Below are 17519 nucleotides of genomic sequence, written 5' to 3' on the forward strand. Positions count from 1 at the left end.
GGCACGTATCGTGCGCGTCAACCAATTTCATTCATGGAAAACCAGCGTCCCGGACGGGAGCCTGTCGGCGGATATAAGGAGACACGCCCCTCATGTCAACGAAAGTCAGAAGCGCACGACCACGGCCAGAACAATCACCACCATCAAAAGCGTCGGTACTTCGTTCATCATCCGGTACTGCCGCCCGGTCAAAGTGTTCCGGCCTTCCTTGAAGTCTTTCCGTCTTTTCGCAAGCCAATGATGGAACCACGTCATTGCAAGCACACCCGCTGCCTTGACCCACGGCCAGACGGAACCCCAGTCGACAATGCCAGGCGTGAAGACAAGGCAGAGCCCTAGCACCCACGTGACGACCATCGCCGGGTTCATGATGACGCGAAGAAGCTTCTCTTCCATCATCTCGAAGATCGGATCTACACCGTTCTTCTGCTCTACATGGTAAACGAACAGCCTTGGCAGATAGAAAATGCCTGCCATCCAGGAAATCACGGCCATGATGTGAAATGCCTTGATCCAAGGGTAAGCTATTGCAAGCAGGTCTGTCATGGGGCGCCCCGGTGTTTCCGTTCCTCCTAATAATAATAAAAGAAAGAAGAAAGGATGATGTGTTTGTTGGGAGCCCCGGGTCTGTGGATTACGCAGTTCTCAACAGAAATATGAACATTCTTTGGGGATGTGGGCAAAGTTGTAGAAAAATCAGGAAAGATATCTAAAATAGTTGGATAAATACAGATAATTCAAAGTGTTACTCTAGTAATGATGAAGCTCGGCCTTGTGGATAGAATTTTGGTCAACGCCTTGGTAATCGAACTCCTCCCCCGATGCAGTTTATCCTTCCCCACAACCTGATAACCGTCGAAGATTTTCCCGGGACCAATGGGAAATCTTGCACCCCGATCGATGGCATGGAAATGTCCGGCTTCAGTCCACGATCAGACCAACAATAATCCCTCGGTTTATCCACATGGTTCAGAAACTTGTGCTCGCCTCTGGCTCGGAAATCCGGCAGCAATTGCTCCGCAACGCTGGCGTGACCTTCGACGTTCAACCGGCCCGGGTGGATGAGGTGTCTCTCCGCGAGGCCATGCAAGCCGAGGCAGCCCCGCCGCGCGACATCGCCGACGCGCTGGCCGAGATGAAGGCGCGCAAGGTTGCCATGCGCGATACAGGTGCACTGGTTCTAGGCTGTGATCAGGTTCTGGCGCATCGCGGCGATATTCTGGGAAAACCCGAAACTCCGGAGGAGGCAAAAAACCAACTTCTCCAACTGCGCGGTGACACGCATCAACTTTTGTCTGCCGCAGTGATCTATGAAGATGGTGCGCCGGTCTGGCGGCATGTCGGTGTCGTGCGGCTGACGATGAAGGCGTTTTCCGACGAATACCTCGAGACGTATCTGCAACGCAACTGGGACAGCATCCGTCATTCCGTAGGCGGCTATAAGCTTGAAGAAGAGGGTGTTAGACTGTTTTCTCAGGTGCAGGGCGATTACTTCTGCGTCCTCGGCCTGCCGTTGTTGGAACTCTTGGCCTTCTTGGGACTACGTGGGGTTATAGAAACATGAGCAATACAAGGATCCCACTTGCCGCGGTTATCGGGTCGCCGGTGGCGCACTCCAAGTCGCCCCAGCTTCACAACCATTGGCTCAAGGTCAACGGCCTGCCCGGCTTCTATATCCCGATGGAGGTAGATACCGAAGACCTCGAAACCGTTCTTCGAACGCTTCCCAAGATGGGGTTCGTGGGGGTCAACATCACGATCCCCCACAAGGAAAAAGTGCTGGAGATCGCTGATCTGATCACCGATCGGGCCACACTGATAGGCGCTGCGAACACGTTGATCTTCCGGCAAGACGGCAAGATTCACGCCGACAATACCGATGGCTACGGCTTCATCAACAATATCCGGCAAAACGCCCCCAAGTGGGAACCGTCATCCGGCCCGGCCGCCATTCTCGGCGCAGGTGGCGCCGCGCGCGCAGTTGTTGCCTCCCTGCTCGACGCAGGCGTGCCAGAGATCCTGATTTCCAACCGTACCAAGGTACGGGCCGAAGCGCTCCGGGCGGATTTCGGCAAGCGACTGACCGTGGTTGACTGGGTTCAAGCCGGCAACATGCTTGATGATGCCGTGACCGTGGTGAACACGACGTCGTTGGGCATGATCGGAAAACCGCCCTTGCGCGTGCCTCTCGACGGTCTGCGACCTGGCGCCGTTGTCAACGATCTCGTCTATGCTCCGCTCAAGACCCAATTCCTTGCCGAGGCAGAGGAGATGGGCTGTCATATCGTCGATGGGCTGGGAATGTTGCTGCATCAGGCCGTTCCGGCATTCGAGCGCTGGTTCGGCGTGCGTCCCGAGGTCGACAGCGCAACACGGGCCGCGGCGCTTCGATGATCTTTCTGCTGGGCCTGACAGGATCCATCGGCATGGGCAAATCGACGACGGCGAGGCTTTTCGCCGAAGAAGGCTGTGCTGTCTGGGATGCCGACGCCGCAGTTCACCGCCTTTACAGTAAAGGCGGGGCGGCCGTCGAACCCTTTGCCAAGGCGTTCCCCGAAGCCATCGAAGACGGCGTAGTGTCTCGCCCGCGTCTCAAGGATATTATCGGCAAAGACCCAGGCGCCCTCGCCCAGATAGAGGCGATTGTACATCCGTTGGTAGGCCAGGATCGTGAGAACTTTCTCCGGACAGCCGACACCGATATCGCTGTACTCGACATCCCCCTCCTTTTCGAAACCGGGGGCGAGAAATCCATGGATGCAACCGTTTGCGTCACCACCCCGCCGGGTGTACAGCGCGCACGTGTCCTCGAACGCGGCACCATGACCGAAGCGCAGTTCGAGGCCATCCTCGCCAAGCAGATGCCCGACGAGGAAAAGCGCCGCCGCGCCGATTTCATCATCGTCACCGACACGGTTGAGCATGCCCGCGAACAGGTTCAGGATGTGGTGAAACAAATCAGGAGCAGACTGGCCAATGCGTGAGATCGTCCTCGACACCGAAACCACCGGCTTCAAGCCCGAGGAAGGCGACCGTATCGTCGAGATCGGGGCTGTCGAGCTGTACAATCACATGCCGACTGGCCGCACCTATCACCAATACATCAATCCCGAACGGTCGATGCCGCAGGAAGCGTTCGAAGTGCATGGGCTTGGCGATGATTTCCTGCGCGACAAACCGGTCTTTGCCCGGATCGCACAGGATTTTGTGACTTTCGTGGCCGATGCGAAGCTGGTGATCCATAACGCCGCCTTTGACATGAAGTTCATCAATGCCGAGCTTGGCTGGGTCAACCTGCCTTCGATTCCATGGGAACAGGCAATCGATACTCTGGATATCGCGCGCAAGAAGTTCCCGGGATCGCCGGCCAGCCTCGATGCGCTGTGCCGCCGGTTCGGCATAGACAATTCGTCGCGCACCCTGCACGGCGCCCTGCTCGACTCCGAGATCCTGGCCGAGGTTTATCTGGAGCTCATTGGCGGCCGCCAACCGGACCTGGGAATGACAACGGGTCAGTCTTCATCCGCCAGCGCTCAGGTGGAAGCTGACAGTTCATGGCGCCCTCAACCGCGCCCGAACGCCCTGCCCTCGCGGTTGAGCGAAGACGAAGCCGCCGCCCACGCGGCCTTTGTCGAGGCGATGGGCGACGGCGCGATGTGGAACAAAACCGGTTAAGCGTCAGGCGTCTCGGGCTGGCCCGAGGCCGATTGCCGGCGGGCAATCTCGTTCCGGTACAGTTGAACCCAGTCGATGTTCTCAAGGTTCAGCGGCGGGAAGCCCCCGTCGCGGGTCACGTCGCTGACGATCCGGCGCAGGAACGGGAACATCATCCGCGGGCATTCGATCAAAAGGAACGGGTGCAGCTGGTCATCCGGCACACCCTCGATGTGAAAGACACCGGCATATTCAAGTTCGAGCAGGAAAAGCTGCTGCTCGGTTCCCTTGTTCTTGGAGCTTACACGCAGTTTGGTCGTGACTTCGTAGGTGTCGGGATTCTGACGCTTCTTTGCGTCAAGGTTTACCGAAACCTCTATATCCGGCGTCACTTCGCCGCCTGTGCCCTGCTGTGCGAGGATGTTTTCGAAGGACATGTCCCGCACGAACTGGGTCACGATGTTCATCTTGACCTGCGGCGGCTGTTGGGGCTGTTGCGGCTGCGCGCCGCCGTTTTCCTGTTCGGCCATGGAGCTCTCCAAAAAGCGGACTTAAATCGAGAGTTGCCTTAGCAGGAAGGCAAACGGGCCTCAATGCCTAGTCCAGCCTGACGGCCCCTGGTTCGGACGGTCGCCGAGATCGAGGTCTTCATATTCGCCCTCGATGATGTCCGGTCCTTGAGGATGCCGATGCGGAGGTTGTCGCCCGGGGCCTTCAGGACCCATGTCAAACCGTTGAACATGAACGCGCTTGCGCAGGTAATTGAAGGCCGCGTGGCGTACAGGCGGCATCAGCAGGGCAAAGCCGACGGCATCGGTGAAAAAGCCCGGCGTCAAAAGCAGCGCACCGGCGATCAGGATCATCGCGCCATGGGCAAGCGGTTCGGACGGGTCATCCAGCCGCGAAAAAGAAGAGCGCAACTGCCCCATCGCCATGGCACCCTGGGTGCGGACCAGCCATGTACCGATGACCGCCGTCAGCACCACGATCCCCAGCGTCGGCCACAATCCGATCGCGCCGCCCACCTGAATGAACAGGGCAATCTCGATCAGCGGAACCGTAAGGAACGCAAGGAACAACCACATTGTAAAAACCTCGTCTTGCAGCCCACCCTGTACGGTGGACTTGCCTGCATCTGTCACCTACATAGGTTTGCAAACCATGTGTTACCATGCCCCGCATGTGAAGAGGTGCCTATGAATTCCCCGCTACTGCAGCTTTTGGTGTTGGCAGGTATTGCCATATTCCTGATCCTGCGCCTGAAAAGCGTCCTTGGCACGCGGGACGGGTTCGAAGGTCCGCCGCGTCGCGGTGCGTCCGAGCCTGCCAAGAGTGACCGACGACAGGAATTCGAGGTGATCGAAGGCGGGCCGGATCACGACATCACCGACCATGTCCCGGAAGATTCCGAAGCTGCTGCCGCGCTTGCCGACATGAAGCGTATCGAGCCGTCGTTTACCGTGACCGACTTCCTTCAAGGCGCCCGCGGCGCCTATGAATGGATCCTGATGGCCTTCGAGAACGGCAACCTGGATCAAGTTGCGCCGTTCCTCGCCGAAGACGTCTACGAGGCTTTTGCTCAGGTCGTGGATTCGCGTCAGGAACAGGGCCTGACGGTCGAAGCCGAATTCGTGGGCGTGCGCGGAACGACCCTGGCGGACGCCCGGTTCGACAACACTTCCAACCGAGCCGAAGTGACCGTCAAGTTCATCGGCGAGCTCATTTCCGTCGTAAAAGATCAGAATGGCGAGATCATCGAGGGCAAGCCGGGCCAATCCAAACGCCAGAAAGACACCTGGACGTTTGAGCGGGTCATGGGGTCGGGCGATCCCAACTGGCGGCTTGTTGCGACGGGCGAATGATCCGGCACTTGTGGGCGGCGATATGCCTCTGGATGCTGGCGGCTGCGACCGCCGCATCTGAGGACGTCACCCACAAGATCCTTGAATTCGATGATCTGGAAGGCTGGAACTTCGATACCCACGAGCGGGCACTCGAAGCGTTTCTTGTCACCTGCCCCGACCTGCGTGACCCGGATTGGAGCTCGCTTTGTGCCCTGGCCCAGCAGAACCCCGACGCAAAGACGTTCTTCGAGCTCTTCTTCCGCCCTATGCTGATCGAGAATGACAGCAAGGCCCTTTTCACCGGCTATTTCGAACCCGAACTCGATGGCGCGCTGTCTCCCAGCGCCCGGTATCGCTATCCGCTCTATCGCGAACCGGAGGTCGCAAAGGTTGCGAACCCGTGGCTCACCCGTCGAGAGATCGAAACTGGCGATTACATGAACGGAAAGGGGTACGAGATCGCTTGGGTTGATGATCCGGTGGAGCTTTTCTTCCTTCAGATCCAGGGATCGGGCCGCATACGTCTGCCAAGCGGCCGGCGCATTCGCGTGGGGTATGGAGGCTCGAATGGTCACCCGTACCGTTCCATCGGTGTCGAACTTGTCCGCCGGGGGATATACAAGCCGCACCAGGTTTCGGCCGAGGTCATTAAGAACTGGGTCAAGCGCAATCCGCAGGAAGGGCGCGAGCTTTTGTTTCACAACCCCTCCTACGTGTTCTTTCGCCGTGTCGACCAGGTACCGCCCGAGGCCGGCCCACTTGGCGCGATGAACCGGTCTGTCACGGCCAAGCGAACCATCGCCGTCGATCCGGCCTATACCCCGCTCGGTGCACCTGTCTGGGTCGAAAAAAAAGGCGCAGATCCCTTTAACCGGCTGATGATCGCACAGGATACCGGATCGGCCATCAAGGGGCCGCAGCGGGCCGACGTCTTTTTCGGTACCGGTGATGCGGCTGGCAAGGCGGCCGGTATGCTGAAGGATCCCGGCCGGATGGTCGTGCTGCTGCCGATCCAGCGTGCCTTTGCCACGGCAACGGAGCCGTATCAGTGAGCCGGCGCAAATTGCGGCCGGACGAGCTGGAGCTCTGGAGCAGGGTGGCCAGGACAACGGAGCGAATGCACCCGTCGAAGCCGTCAAAGTCCAAGAATGACTTGCCGTTTCGCAGTGAGAAGAAGGCCGCCGAACCCCCGGCCCGCGAGCCGATCGAGCGGTTCGAGATCGGTCAGAAGGCCAATGGCAAACCTGCGCGCCACGATGTTCTTCCCGGCATGCCGGAACAGATCGCGGCGGCCCCGGTCAAGATGGACAGGAAGGCCTATGATCGCCTGAAACGCGGCAAGCTCAAGCCCGAGGCCCGGATCGATCTGCACGGCATGACACTCGACCAGGCCAGGCCGGCGCTTCATTCGTTCATCATGAAATCCTTCTCGCGTGACCGGCGGCTTGTTCTGGTGATCACGGGCAAGGGCCGGGAGTCACCGGATGATGGCCCCATCCCCCGGCGACCCGGGGTGTTGCGCCACACCGTGCCCCATTGGCTGCAGACGCCGCCCCTGTCCCAGATGGTGCTGCAGATTTCCGAGGCGCATGTGCGCCACGGGGGTGGCGGGGCCTATTACGTCTACCTGCGCCGAAAGAGGTAGCTGGAAGACCCGCCGGTCGCCATATTTCCGCCCAAGAGAAGCCCAAGCTCACTGTTATCAGCGGCGAACGTTGATTTCGTCAAAGAGCTTGGAAAAGATGATTGCATCCCGCCGTTCCCACCGAACAAGCGACATCGATATCTGCATACCGGTCTACAAGACCGATCCGACGCCGCTCATTCTTCAGCTTGCACAGCAGAACGGGGCCGAACGTGCCGCGCTTCGGATCTACGATGATGGCTCGGGCGATCCGGCCTTGATCCGCAGCATCAAGGATGCGCTCGCCCGGTTTCCGGGGCGCACCACGCTGATCGAAGGCTTCGAGAACAGGGGCCGGTCGGTGGCCCGGAACAGCCTGCTTGCGGTGGCCGAAGGCGACTGGCTCTTGTTGATGGACTGCGACATGAGGTTGCCGGGGCCCGGGTTTCTCGATGCGTATCGTGCGGCGGCGAAAGAACAAAGCGGGCCGTGTTGCATCGTGGGCGGGTTCCAGATCGATCCGCAGGCTGTCACCAGCGCCACGCGGTTGCATGCGCTCCAGTCCATGGTATCGGACTGTCTGCCCGCGCAGGTGCGGTCGGCTGATCCGGGGCGGTACGTGTTCACCTCGAACATCTTCATGCATCGCGCCATTGCCGAGAGCGTGCGTTTTGACGAGGGGTTCAATGGCTGGGGATGGGAAGATGTCGACTGGGGCCTGCGTATCGTGAACCGGTATCCGGTTCAGCACATCGACAACCCGGCCGTTCATATCGGGCTGGATACGACTCCGTCGATCCTGCGCAAGTACATGGAGTCGGTACAGAATTTCCTTCGTATGCTGGAAAGCCACCCGGATGCCGTGGCGCGGATGCCGATCTATCGCTGGGCGTGCCAGTTCTCGCGGCTGCCGGGATGCGGGGTTCTTGTCTTCGTGGCGCGGGGGTGTGCGAACGCGCAGGTGGTGCCGCCGCGGGTGCGTCTTCTGGCGTTGAAAGTGTACCGGGCGGGGCTTTACGGGAGCGAATTGCACCGTGCCGGACACTGACGTTTATCAGCCGTCGCGGGGCCTGCTGCAGCGGGTGGCGCGGCGGTGGGCGGCGGGGCGTGCGGTGGCGCCTTTGGGCTTGGAAACAAGGGGTTTCGTGCTGTCCGTCTGCTTTGACGATGCGCCGGTTTCGGCGGTCACGCAAGGGGCCGAGATCGTTGGCGACGCCAGGGCCACGTATTACATTGCGACCGGGTTGCTTGGCGGTGATGGCGTGAGCGGACGGGTTGCCGACGCCGCCGATATTCGGCGGCTTGCGGAGGCCGGGCACGAGGTTGCGCTGCATGGGCACGGGCATGAAGACATGAGCCGGATGAGCGCCGCGGACGTGCTCAAGGATATCGCGCGGAACCGCGAAGAGTTGTCGCAGATCATCGGGAAGGAGCCCGCCGGGCACTTTGCCTATCCCTTTGGAGCGACCAGCCTTGCGATCAAGAAAACCCTTGCGGACAAGGTGCTTACGGCGCGCGGGGTCCTGCCCGGGATCAACGGAAAACAGAGCGATCGGGTGCAGTTGGCGGCGTTTGACCTGCGGCCGGATGCGGCGCGGATTGCGCGGGCGGAGGCGGCGATGGGCCGGGCGGCGAAAGCGGGGGGATGGGTGATCTTGTTCACGCATGACGTGGCCGCGGAGCCCAGCGATTACGGGGTCACGCCGGAGGTGCTGGCCGGGCTTCTGGGGCGTGCCAGGGCGCTCGGGGCCGAAATTCTGCCGGTGGGGGCCGCCTGGGAGCGGATGTTAACGGAGCGTGCGGGGGTGCGGACCGGGGTTTGACGCCCGAGGCCGCGAATCGGGAGTTAATGCCTGCATTTCAAGGGAAATGGGACGTCGGTATCGCGTCGGTATTACGTCGGTATCACGTCGGTGTTTTTGCCGGCATAAGCCCGGTTAACGCATCGCGCGCCGTGCAACCGGGCCGTTTGCGCGCAACAGGGCGACCGAGAAGCCGCCACGGGATACGAATTATGAAGGGGTACCGGGGCTAGGTCGCCGCGCGCGTCGCGGTCATCCGGTCCAGTTTCGGGCCGGGCCGCTGTCGATATGCACGAAGTTTGCGTAGGTTCCGACGCCGCCCGTCAGTGTTTCCCGGGCCAATGCGCCCAGGTCGGAGGCAGAGATGCCCGGCAGGGCAAAGTCGATGGCCTTTGCCTTGATATGAAGCGAGTTGCGCGCGGCGCGCGCGCCTCGGCGTCGCAGCAGGTCGTTGGTTTGGCGGGTGCGGTAGCCCGAGGTGATCTGAACCTCGCCCTGCCAGCCATGGCGCATGGCGTCCGCGACAAGCCGTGCCAGACCGCTGATGATGGTCGGGTCGACCGGCTTGATGATGTTCTGCCGCCAATCGCGCAAAAAGTGGTTCAGACGGGCCGGGTTTTCGGCAACGAAACTGCCGTCCTGGTCGTTGAACCGCATTGTCAGGCGTTCGTCGGTATTCACACTGTGCAGGGAAAGCGTCAGGTCGTCGCCATGGCGGGGCCGGACGGAGGGTTTGGCAGGCTGCCGCAGATCACCGGCGGAAGCATCGAGGTCGATCAGGGGTTCGGTTGCGCCGTCGAAGAGCGGTTTGCTTTCGGAGGAAAACACGAAGGCCTGCGCCGTGCCGGGGCAGAGCATGGCAAGACCGGCTCGCAGGACATCCCGCCGGGAGGGCAAGGGCGATGTGAGGACCGCCCTGTTGCAGGAGCTGTAGCTGAAACGCGTTCCGCTTGACCGTTGCACCAATCAAAAACCCGTGGCCTAGCCGTCTTTCTGACGGCATGGGGCACGGATAGATGCAAATGGTGGAGGAATGCTGAAGACCGGCCTCGTGCCGGCCGGGCATCATGCCGGGCCGAAAGCCTAGGACGGGCGGGGTTTTTCCATCACGAGGAAGGTCATCATGCCCAGCGGCGGGATGGTCTTGCGGTCGGTAATGGAGAGGTCATCGCGCAGGACGGTGTCGAGGTGGAAATCGGAATGCCAGCCGAGCACGTTGGCGAAGGGTGCCGAGATGCGTTCGAGGAAGGCGAGGAAGCCTTTCTCGCGCACGAAATGGTTGGTGATGATGATCCGGCCGCCCGGGGCGCAGACGCGGGCGATCTCGGCCATGCAGCGCTCGGGTTCGGGGACGACGGAGAGCACGTGCATCGCCGCGACCGTCTCGAACGCGTTGTCGGGGAAGTCGAGGGTGCGGGCATCCATCTGGCGGAGCTCTTTGACATGCGACAGGCCGCGGGCTTCGACCTTGTTGCGGGCCTTTTCGAGCATCTCGTCGGAATAGTCGATGCCGGTGACGCGGCAGGCCGGGTCGTAATGCGGCAGGGCGAGGCCGGTGCCGACGCCCACTTCGAGCACGGTGCCCGGTTTCTCGTTGATCCGTTTGACGGCGCGGCGACGGCCGGCATTGGTGACCGCGCCAAAGGTGGCGTCATAGACGGGGGCCCAGCGGGCGTAGGAGTTTTCGACGGCGTTCAGTTCCATTCAGCGCTTCCTTGTCAGGTGCCTGCGGGATGCGGCGAGCGCGGCCCAGAGGACGGTGGCGAGGTAGATCGCGCACAGGACGATCATGGTGACCCACTTGAAGATGAAGAACGCGCCGATCAGCAGAATTGATCCGGCGGCGATCAGGACGGCATTGCCGCGGGCGACGTTCAAACCCTTGAGCGAGAGCGTTGGCACGCGGCTGACCATGAGCCCGGCGATAAGCAGCAGGTAGACGCAGATCGCGAGGTCCGGCAGGATCGGGCGGTCGGTGAAGGCGAAGGCCACGAACATCGGCACCATGGCGAGGGTGGCGCCGGCCGGGGCCGGGATGCCGACGAAGCCGTTGCCGTCATTCGGCAGGGTGCCGGCGCGGTTGCCCACGTTGAACCGCGCCAGGCGGACGACGCAGCAGAGCGCGAAGATCAGCACCACGATCCATGACAGGACGCGCATTTCCTGCAGCGCCCAGAAATAGACGACGAGCGGCGGGGCGACGCCGAAATTGAGGAAATCGGCCAGCGAGTCGAGCTCTGCGCCGAGTTCGCCATCGCTGCCGATCATGCGGGCGACGCGGCCGTCGAGCCCGTCGAGCACCACGGCGACCAGCACGAGAAGGACGGCGGGCCCGTAATGCTCTTCGAACCCGAGGCGGATGGCAGTGAGGCCCGCGCATATCGCGGCCAGCGTCATCAGGTTGGGCAGCATCCTGACGAACAGATTATCTCGTAATTGTTTTCCGTGCCTTTGTGGCATCCGTTTCGACTGTCAGCTTTCGATTGGCGCGCCGGTCTCTGCGATGACGGTCTCTCCGGCGATCATGGTCTGCCCCGGTTTCACGAGGAGCTTTGCCCCCTCGGGCAGGTAAACGTCGAGCCGGGACCCGAAGCGTATCAGCCCGAAGCGTTCCCCACCGTTTAACCGATCGCCTTCCGAGATGAAACTCACAATTCGCCGGGCCACGAGGCCGGCGATCTGGACGGTGACGAGGTCGCGGCCGTCTTCCATGCGGATGATGAGGCCGTTGCGCTCGTTGTCGGAGGAGGCCTTGTCGAGGGAGGCGTTGAAGAATTTGCCGGGCCGGTAGGCGATGCGGGTGACGGTGCCGGCGACCGGGGCGCGGTTCACGTGGCAGTTGAAGACCGACATGAAGACGCTGACCCGGGTGAGGGGCGTTTCGGGCAGGCCGAGTTCCTCCGGGGGGATGGCCGGTTCGATCAGCGAGACGATGCCATCGGCCGGGCTGAGGATGGCGTCGGGCCGGTCGGGGGGCGTGCGTTCGGGATCGCGGAAGAAGTAGTAGCACCAGATGGTGAGGCCCACGCCGAGCCAGCCGAGCACATCCCAGATGAGGAAGAGCACCAGGGTGATGGCCGCGAAGATCGCCACGAAGCGGCGGCCTTCGGGATGCATTGGCTTGATGAAGGTGGACATCATGTTCATGGCCGGACCTTCCGGTTATGGGCGCGAAAAGGCACCGGTCAGAGCACGTAGCGCGACAGGTCGGCGGAGCGTGCGAGTTCGCCGAGGTTGGTTTCGACGAAGTCGGCGTCGATTGTGATTGTCTCGCCGGCGCGGTCGGGGGCGGTGTAGCTGAGCTCCTCGAAGACGCGTTCCATGACGGTGTAGAGGCGGCGGGCGCCGATGTTTTCGACCGACTGGTTCACCTCGGCCGCGATGCGGGCGAGGGCGGCGATGCCGTCTTCGGTGAAGGAGACGGTGACATCCTCGGTGCCCATGAGGGCGGTGTACTGGCGGGTCAGCGCATTGTCGGTTTCGGTGAGGATGCGGACGAAATCCTCCTCGGTCAGCGCGCGGAGTTCGACCCGGATCGGCAGCCGGCCCTGCAGTTCCGGCAGCAGGTCGGAGGGCTTGGCGATGTGGAAGGCGCCCGAGGCGATGAAGAGGATATGGTCGGTTTTCACCGCGCCATGCTTGGTGGAGACGGTCGTGCCTTCGATCAGCGGGAGCAGGTCGCGCTGGACGCCCTCGCGGGAGACGTCGCCGCCGCGGGTGTCGGACTTGGCGCAGACCTTGTCGATCTCGTCGAGGAAGACGATGCCGTTCTGCTCGACCGCTTCGACGGCGGTGCGGTTGACGGTTTCGTCGTCGAGCAGCTTGTCGGCCTCCTCGCCGATCAGGATCTCGTAGCTTTCGGCCACGGTCATCCGCTTGCGGGTGGTGCGGCCGCCGAAGGCCTTCCCGAAGATGTCGCCGAGGTTCATCATGCCCATCTGGCTCCCGGGCTGGCCGGGGATGTCCATCATGCCCATCGGGTTGGAATTGTCGGCGATGTCGAGCTCGATCATGGTGTCGTCAAGCTCGCCGTTCTTGAGCTTCTTGCGGAACATCTCGCGGGTGGATTCACGGGCGTCGTCGCCGGCGATGGCCGAGATCACGCGTTCCTCGGCATTGGCGTGGGCCTTGGTTTTCACGTCCTCGCGCATCCATTCGCGGGTCTGGTTGATGGCGGCGTCGACGAGATCGCGAATGATCTGTTCGACATCGCGGCCGACATAGCCCACCTCGGTGAACTTGGTGGCCTCGACCTTGATGAAGGGCGCGCGGGCGAGTTTGGCCAGGCGGCGGGAGATTTCCGTTTTGCCGACACCGGTCGGGCCGATCATCAGGATGTTCTTCGGGTACACCTCCTCGCGCAGGTCATCGGAGAGCTGCTTGCGGCGCCAGCGGTTGCGCAGGGCCACGGCTGTGGCGCGCTTGGCGTCTTTCTGGCCGATGATGAAACGGTCCAGCTCGGACACGATTTCGCGCGGGGTGAGGTCTGTCATCTGTGGCTCCGGCTTTGGCTTTCAGGTCACATACGTATCCTGACGGCAAAGTCCAAGGGGGGTTGCGATTTGTATCTACATAATGTAGATACAAAAGCGAGTTTACGCCTGTTTAAGCCCTTTCCCTTAGCAAGGATACGGAGCTGTTCCGCCATCGGTCATTGAGGATTCTCCCATGTGACGCGCGTATCGGGGCAGTGAGCCGGCCAAGGGACTCCTCGATGTTCGAATGGGACGAGGACAAGCGAAAGCTCACGTTGGAAAAGCATGGTCTGGACTTTCTCGATGCGGCGGAAGTCTTTGCGGAGGATCACCTGGTTCTCAGAGCTCGAAGCGAGATCGAGCAGCGCCGGATCGCAATTGGCCCGATTAACGGCATGTTCATTGCCGTTGTCTTCACGATGAGGGGCGATACGATCCGGATCATCACAGCGCGGAGGGCGCGACGAAATGAGCGGGAAGCATATGACGCGCATGTCGCTCGACGAGATGCGGAAAACGAAAAGCCGGACTGACTGGGACCGCGTGACATCGGCCCCGGATCATGAGGGCGATCAGGAAATTGATGTTGATTGGGCCAAGGCCGAGCTGGTCGAGCCGTCGCCCAAGAAACTGATTTCGCTTCGGATCGACGAGGATATCGTCGAATTTTTCCGGAGCCAGGGCAAAGGATATCAGACCCGGATGAACGCGGTTCTGCGCGCCTACAAGGACGCGGTCGAGAAGAAGGGCTAGCGCTTTACGCCGTGGGAGGCAGCCGGTCGAGCGGCAGGAAGGGCATGAGCCGCAGGAGGCGGGCCCGGATCTTTTCCCAGAAGGCGCCGAGGATCAGCAGGACGATGCCGAGCGAGAGCACGGTCGTGGGGGCGCCATCGCCGCCCAGCACGGTGAAGGCCAGCGCCACGGAATAGCCGATCGCCGCCAGCAGGAAGGAGCGGCGGTCGATCACGATGGCGACGAGGGCGAAGAAGGCGAGCACCGCCATGAGCAGCAGGTTCGACCCGGCGGTGCCGCTGTCGAGCAGGCTGAGCGCGATGGTGTTCACCAGCGCGGGCGCCGCGACGACGTGCAGCCAGAAGCCGTTGGCCGACCGGCGCGTCACACGGTGCGGGTCGCTCATGTCGAACCACATGGCGACGAGGAAGACGGCGAAGCCCAATGCCAGCGTGATGAAGGCGAAGGGGCCGCCGGCGGAGAGAAGGAACAGGTCGTCGATGCTGTCGGGCGTACCGGCGGAGGTGGCGGCGAGGAGCATGGCCACCGCGAACAACCCGATGGCGATCATCGCCATGGCAAAGGGCACCCGGAAGCGGAACCAGAAGACGAAAAGCGCCAGCGTGGCGAGGAAGGTGGGCAGGGGCAGGCTCGAATAATCCTCCTGCGCGAGCATGAAGATTTCCGAGAAGGCGGCCGCCAATCCGCTGACCGCATTGCCGAAGAACAGGATAGAGAGGGCGATGGCGGGCGCGACCATGCGGCGGCGGCGAATGAAGTATTCCGACAGCAGCCAGAGCACGCCTGCACCGACCGCGGCCATGGTGATGACCTGTGTGCGGTAATTGACGATCTCGGTCAGCATGGTGGCCGCGTTCACCGCGACCCAGCCCGAGGCGAGGATGATGAGGCCGACGACGATGAAGATCTCGTTGAAGCCCTTGAAGAGCTCGAAGGGTTCATCGCCCGGGGCGAGATCTTCGCGCGCGCCCCGGCGGCTGTCGGCGAGGCTGGCCAGCGACGCGGCCTGCGCTTCAGAGACGATTCCAGCCGAAACGCCGGCGCGAAGATCGTCGCGGCCGATCATTTGCCGATGGTTTCCACGGTCAGGTTACCGTTGGTGTAAACGCAGATATCGGAGGCGATGGCCATCGCCGCGCGGGCGACATCCTCGGCGGATTTATCGCTGTCCATCATGCCGCGGGCGGCGGCGAGGGCAAAATTGCCGCCCGATCCGATGGCCGCGATATCATGTTCCGGTTCCAGCACGTCGCCGGCGCCGGTGATGACGTAAAGTTGTGTGCCGTCGGTGACGATGAGCATTGCCTCGAGTTTCTGCAGGTACTTGTCGGTGCGCCAGTCTTTCGCCAGCTCGACGCTGGCGCGCTGAAGCTGGCCGGGCGTGGCCTCGAGCTTGGCTTCCAGCCGTTCCAGAAGCGAGAAGGCATCGGCGGTCGAGCCCGCGAAGCCCGCGACCACGTCATAGCCGCCCGGGCTGAGCTTGCGGACCTTGCGGGCGGTGCCCTTGATGACGGTCTGGCCGAGGCTGACCTGCCCGTCGCCGGCGACGACGACATGGCCGCCTTTCCTGACGGCGATGATCGTGGTGCCGTGCCAGCCGGGGAATTCTTTGGTCATGGGGGCCTCCGCTCTTGTGCTTGGGGGTATATGGAAGGGGTGGGCGCAGGGTGCAAGGGCGGATCAGCCCAGCAGATCGCGCGCCACCTGTTCGAAAATCCGCACGGCGGGGGCGATCAGGTCGTCGGGGAAGTCATAGTCGGGGTTGTGCAGCGCGGCATGGTTTTCGCCGGCGCCGAGCAGGAACATCGCGGACTTCGCGGCATGGCCGAAGCGGCCGAAATCCTCGGAGGCGCGCCAGGGCTGGCCGGAGGTGTCGTGGGGGATTTTCAGGGTGTCGAGGGCGTTGCGGAGGAGGGCTGTGGCCTCGGGGTCGTTCTCGGAATGGAGGAAGACATCCTCGAAGGTGTGGCTGGCGGTCAGGCAGTGATGGCTGGCGCTGTGGTTGATGAGGGTGAGCGCGTCGTTCACCAGGTCATCCATGCCGTCATCGGTCAGCGTGCGCAGGGTGGCGTAAAGCGTGGCCTCGCCCGGGGCGATGCCGAAGGCAGGCTCGCCCATGCGCAGGTGGGTGACGGTGACGAGCTTGAAATCGGGGTCGGGCAGGGTGCATTGGCTGAGGTTGGTCAGGGCGGGCATGAGGGAGGAGACGGCGGCCATGGGCGAGGTGCCGCTTTCGGGGTTGGAGGCATGGGCCGCCTTGCCGGAGAGGGTCAGGTGCAGGCCGCGGGAGGCGCAGTTGACGGGGCCTTCCGTCAGACCGATGGCGCCGAGTGGCAGGCCGGGCATGTTGTGGAGGGAGAAGGCGTAATCGGGAGCGATCTGCGCGAACTGCGGGTCGGCGATGACCTCGGCCGCGCCGGCGCCGGTTTCCTCGGCCGGCTGGAAGAGCAGAACCGCGCGGCCTTTCGTGGGCCGCTGGCGGGAGAGGCGGCGGGCAAGGCCGGTGACGATGGCCATGTGCCCGTCATGCCCGCAAAGGTGCCCCTTGCCGTCAGTTTCCGAGCGGTAGTCCGGCGTTCCGGTCTCGTGGATCGGCAGCGCGTCGAGTTCGCAGCGGAAGAGCACGGTGGGCCCCGGTTCGGCACCCTCGTAGACCGCCGCGATGCCGTGGCCGCCGAGGCCGGTGATCAGGTCGTCCGGCCGAAAGGGCGACAGGGCGAACAGGATGCGCTTGGCCGTGCCCGCCTCTTCGCCTGACAGTTCGGGTGTGCGGTGCAGGTCGCGCCGCAGGGTGATCAGCTCGGCGATATCGGAATTGGTCAGGGTCATGGGGTGTAAAGAACCACTCCCGCCGACAAAAGGAAAGCCGCCCCCGTGCTTCTTCTGGCCGGAAATATCCCGGGGAGCGTTGAAACCCTGCAAGGGTTTCGACGTGGGGCGGAGCCCCAGAAAGAAAACGGGCCGCCACAAGGCGACCCGTCTCGATCCGGTCCCGTAAGGGCAGATCAGATGCTGTCTTCGATCCAGCTTTGCAGCGCGGCCTTGGGGGCGGCGCCGGCGCGGTTGGAGATGACTTCGCCGTTCTTGAAGATGAACAGCGCGGGGATGCCGCGGATGCCCAGTTGGGTGGCGGTGTTGGGGTTCGAGTCGACGTCGACCTTGGCGATCTTCACCTTGTCGCCCATCTCGGCCGAGATTTCCTCGAGCGCGGGGCCGATCTGTTTACAGGGGCCGCACCATTCGGCCCAGAAATCCACCACGACGGGGATATCGGAGTTCTTCACTTCGGCGTCGAAGGTATCGTCAGTCACGGCAACGGTGGCCATTTCGGTTCTCCCGGGAATGAGGTGAGTGTTGGCACCGCAAA

At 62.3% G+C, this 17519-nt stretch carries 23 protein-coding genes; 11 read left to right on the top strand and 12 right to left on the bottom strand.

Translation table 11 applies throughout. From position 1 onward, the window contains the following. Positions 1–105: 105 nt before the first annotated feature. Positions 106–546, bottom strand: coding sequence for a protoporphyrinogen oxidase HemJ (gene hemJ, locus RIdsm_RS25970; protein ID WP_057812073.1), 441 nt, complete (start codon positions 544–546; stop codon positions 106–108). A gap of 418 nt (positions 547–964) precedes the next feature. Here hemJ and RIdsm_RS25975 point away from each other — a divergent pair, with 418 nt between their 5' ends. Genes RIdsm_RS25975 through dnaQ form a run of 4 tightly spaced genes read left to right on the top strand, consistent with a single transcriptional unit; the run spans position 965 to position 3675 of the window. After that, a complete protein-coding gene (locus tag RIdsm_RS25975; protein ID WP_057812072.1) occupies positions 965–1564 on the top strand; it encodes a Maf family protein in 600 nt (199 codons plus the stop codon). After that, a complete protein-coding gene (locus RIdsm_RS25980) occupies positions 1561–2394 on the top strand; it encodes a shikimate dehydrogenase (protein WP_057812070.1) in 834 nt (277 codons plus the stop codon). Before RIdsm_RS25975 ends, RIdsm_RS25980 begins: the two co-directional genes overlap by 4 nt. Continuing rightward, positions 2391–2984 carry a dephospho-CoA kinase gene (gene coaE, locus RIdsm_RS25985; protein WP_057812068.1) on the top strand — a complete coding sequence of 198 codons (594 nt, stop codon included), beginning with the start codon at positions 2391–2393 and terminating at the stop codon, positions 2982–2984. The genes RIdsm_RS25980 and coaE overlap by 4 nt, the downstream gene beginning before the upstream one ends. Continuing rightward, positions 2977–3675: a DNA polymerase III subunit epsilon gene (dnaQ, locus tag RIdsm_RS25990; RefSeq protein ID WP_057812066.1), complete on the top strand. Its 699-nt coding sequence runs from the start codon at positions 2977–2979 to the stop codon at positions 3673–3675. The genes coaE and dnaQ overlap by 8 nt, the downstream gene beginning before the upstream one ends. Here the strand turns inward: dnaQ and secB are convergent. Then, a complete protein-coding gene (gene secB, locus RIdsm_RS25995; RefSeq protein WP_057812064.1) occupies positions 3672–4184 on the bottom strand; it encodes a protein-export chaperone SecB in 513 nt (170 codons plus the stop codon). The two genes, dnaQ and secB, sit on opposite strands and share 4 nt — an antisense overlap. A 60-nt stretch (positions 4185–4244) precedes the next feature. Further along, complete coding sequence (locus tag RIdsm_RS26000) at positions 4245–4739, bottom strand: FxsA family protein (RefSeq protein WP_057812062.1); 495 nt, start codon at positions 4737–4739, stop codon at positions 4245–4247. A 111-nt stretch (positions 4740–4850) separates the two neighbouring features. On the opposite strand from RIdsm_RS26000, the gene RIdsm_RS26005 reads away from it, so the two are divergent. From RIdsm_RS26005 to RIdsm_RS26025, 5 genes are all read left to right on the top strand, one after another. Then, the gene (locus tag RIdsm_RS26005; protein WP_057812060.1) at positions 4851–5516 is read left to right on the top strand and encodes a Tim44/TimA family putative adaptor protein; all 666 of its coding nucleotides are present in this window, start codon (positions 4851–4853) and stop codon (positions 5514–5516) included. Then, positions 5513–6550: a murein transglycosylase A gene (gene mltA / locus RIdsm_RS26010; RefSeq protein WP_057812058.1), complete on the top strand. Its 1038-nt coding sequence runs from the start codon at positions 5513–5515 to the stop codon at positions 6548–6550. Before RIdsm_RS26005 ends, mltA begins: the two co-directional genes overlap by 4 nt. Next, positions 6547–7143 carry a Smr/MutS family protein gene (locus RIdsm_RS26015; protein ID WP_057812056.1) on the top strand — a complete coding sequence of 199 codons (597 nt, stop codon included), beginning with the start codon at positions 6547–6549 and terminating at the stop codon, positions 7141–7143. The genes mltA and RIdsm_RS26015 overlap by 4 nt, the downstream gene beginning before the upstream one ends. A gap of 97 nt (positions 7144–7240) precedes the next feature. After that, entirely contained in the window at positions 7241–8170 is a 930-nt protein-coding gene (locus tag RIdsm_RS26020; RefSeq protein WP_057812054.1) for a glycosyltransferase family 2 protein, read from the top strand. Continuing rightward, positions 8157–8945, top strand: coding sequence for a polysaccharide deacetylase family protein (locus RIdsm_RS26025; protein WP_082647223.1), 789 nt, complete (start codon positions 8157–8159; stop codon positions 8943–8945). Before RIdsm_RS26020 ends, RIdsm_RS26025 begins: the two co-directional genes overlap by 14 nt. A 231-nt stretch (positions 8946–9176) precedes the next feature. On the opposite strand, the gene RIdsm_RS26030 is transcribed toward RIdsm_RS26025, so the two are convergent. The 5 genes from RIdsm_RS26030 to hslU all read right to left on the bottom strand — a co-directional run bounded on the left by RIdsm_RS26030 (position 9177) and on the right by hslU (position 13417). After that, on the bottom strand, positions 9177–9782 hold the full coding sequence (locus tag RIdsm_RS26030; protein WP_057812050.1) for a YcbK family protein: 606 nt from the start codon (positions 9780–9782) through the stop codon (positions 9177–9179). 225 nt (positions 9783–10007) lie between these two features. Next, entirely contained in the window at positions 10008–10628 is a 621-nt protein-coding gene (locus RIdsm_RS26035; RefSeq protein ID WP_057812048.1) for a class I SAM-dependent methyltransferase, read from the bottom strand. Then, a complete protein-coding gene (gene pssA / locus RIdsm_RS26040) occupies positions 10629–11336 on the bottom strand; it encodes a CDP-diacylglycerol--serine O-phosphatidyltransferase (protein ID WP_236553159.1) in 708 nt (235 codons plus the stop codon). A 60-nt stretch (positions 11337–11396) separates the two neighbouring features. Continuing rightward, complete coding sequence (locus RIdsm_RS26045; protein ID WP_057812045.1) at positions 11397–12071, bottom strand: phosphatidylserine decarboxylase; 675 nt, start codon at positions 12069–12071, stop codon at positions 11397–11399. A gap of 38 nt (positions 12072–12109) precedes the next feature. Further along, entirely contained in the window at positions 12110–13417 is a 1308-nt protein-coding gene (gene hslU / locus RIdsm_RS26050) for an ATP-dependent protease ATPase subunit HslU (protein ID WP_057812043.1), read from the bottom strand. A 221-nt stretch (positions 13418–13638) separates the two neighbouring features. On the opposite strand from hslU, the gene RIdsm_RS26055 reads away from it, so the two are divergent. Continuing rightward, positions 13639–13932, top strand: a complete 294-nt coding sequence (locus RIdsm_RS26055; protein ID WP_057812041.1) for a BrnT family toxin — start codon at positions 13639–13641, stop codon at positions 13930–13932. 10 nt (positions 13933–13942) lie between these two features. Further along, the gene (locus tag RIdsm_RS26060) at positions 13943–14152 is read left to right on the top strand and encodes a BrnA antitoxin family protein (RefSeq protein WP_217625280.1); all 210 of its coding nucleotides are present in this window, start codon (positions 13943–13945) and stop codon (positions 14150–14152) included. A 4-nt stretch (positions 14153–14156) separates the two neighbouring features. On the opposite strand, the gene RIdsm_RS26065 is transcribed toward RIdsm_RS26060, so the two are convergent. The 4 genes from RIdsm_RS26065 to trxA form a co-directional block, all read right to left on the bottom strand. Beyond that, positions 14157–15218: a hypothetical protein gene (locus RIdsm_RS26065; RefSeq protein ID WP_057812039.1), complete on the bottom strand. Its 1062-nt coding sequence runs from the start codon at positions 15216–15218 to the stop codon at positions 14157–14159. Further along, complete coding sequence (gene hslV, locus RIdsm_RS26070) at positions 15215–15769, bottom strand: ATP-dependent protease subunit HslV (protein ID WP_057812037.1); 555 nt, start codon at positions 15767–15769, stop codon at positions 15215–15217. The genes RIdsm_RS26065 and hslV overlap by 4 nt, the downstream gene beginning before the upstream one ends. Positions 15770–15832: 63 nt before the next feature. Next, entirely contained in the window at positions 15833–16981 is a 1149-nt protein-coding gene (locus tag RIdsm_RS26075; protein WP_057812035.1) for an amidohydrolase, read from the bottom strand. A 176-nt stretch (positions 16982–17157) separates the two neighbouring features. Then, complete coding sequence (gene trxA, locus RIdsm_RS26080) at positions 17158–17478, bottom strand: thioredoxin (RefSeq protein ID WP_057812033.1); 321 nt, start codon at positions 17476–17478, stop codon at positions 17158–17160. Positions 17479–17519: the final 41 nt, after the last annotated feature.

It is taken from the genome of Roseovarius indicus (genome assembly GCF_008728195.1).
GTDB classification, from domain to species: domain Bacteria; phylum Pseudomonadota; class Alphaproteobacteria; order Rhodobacterales; family Rhodobacteraceae; genus Roseovarius; species Roseovarius indicus.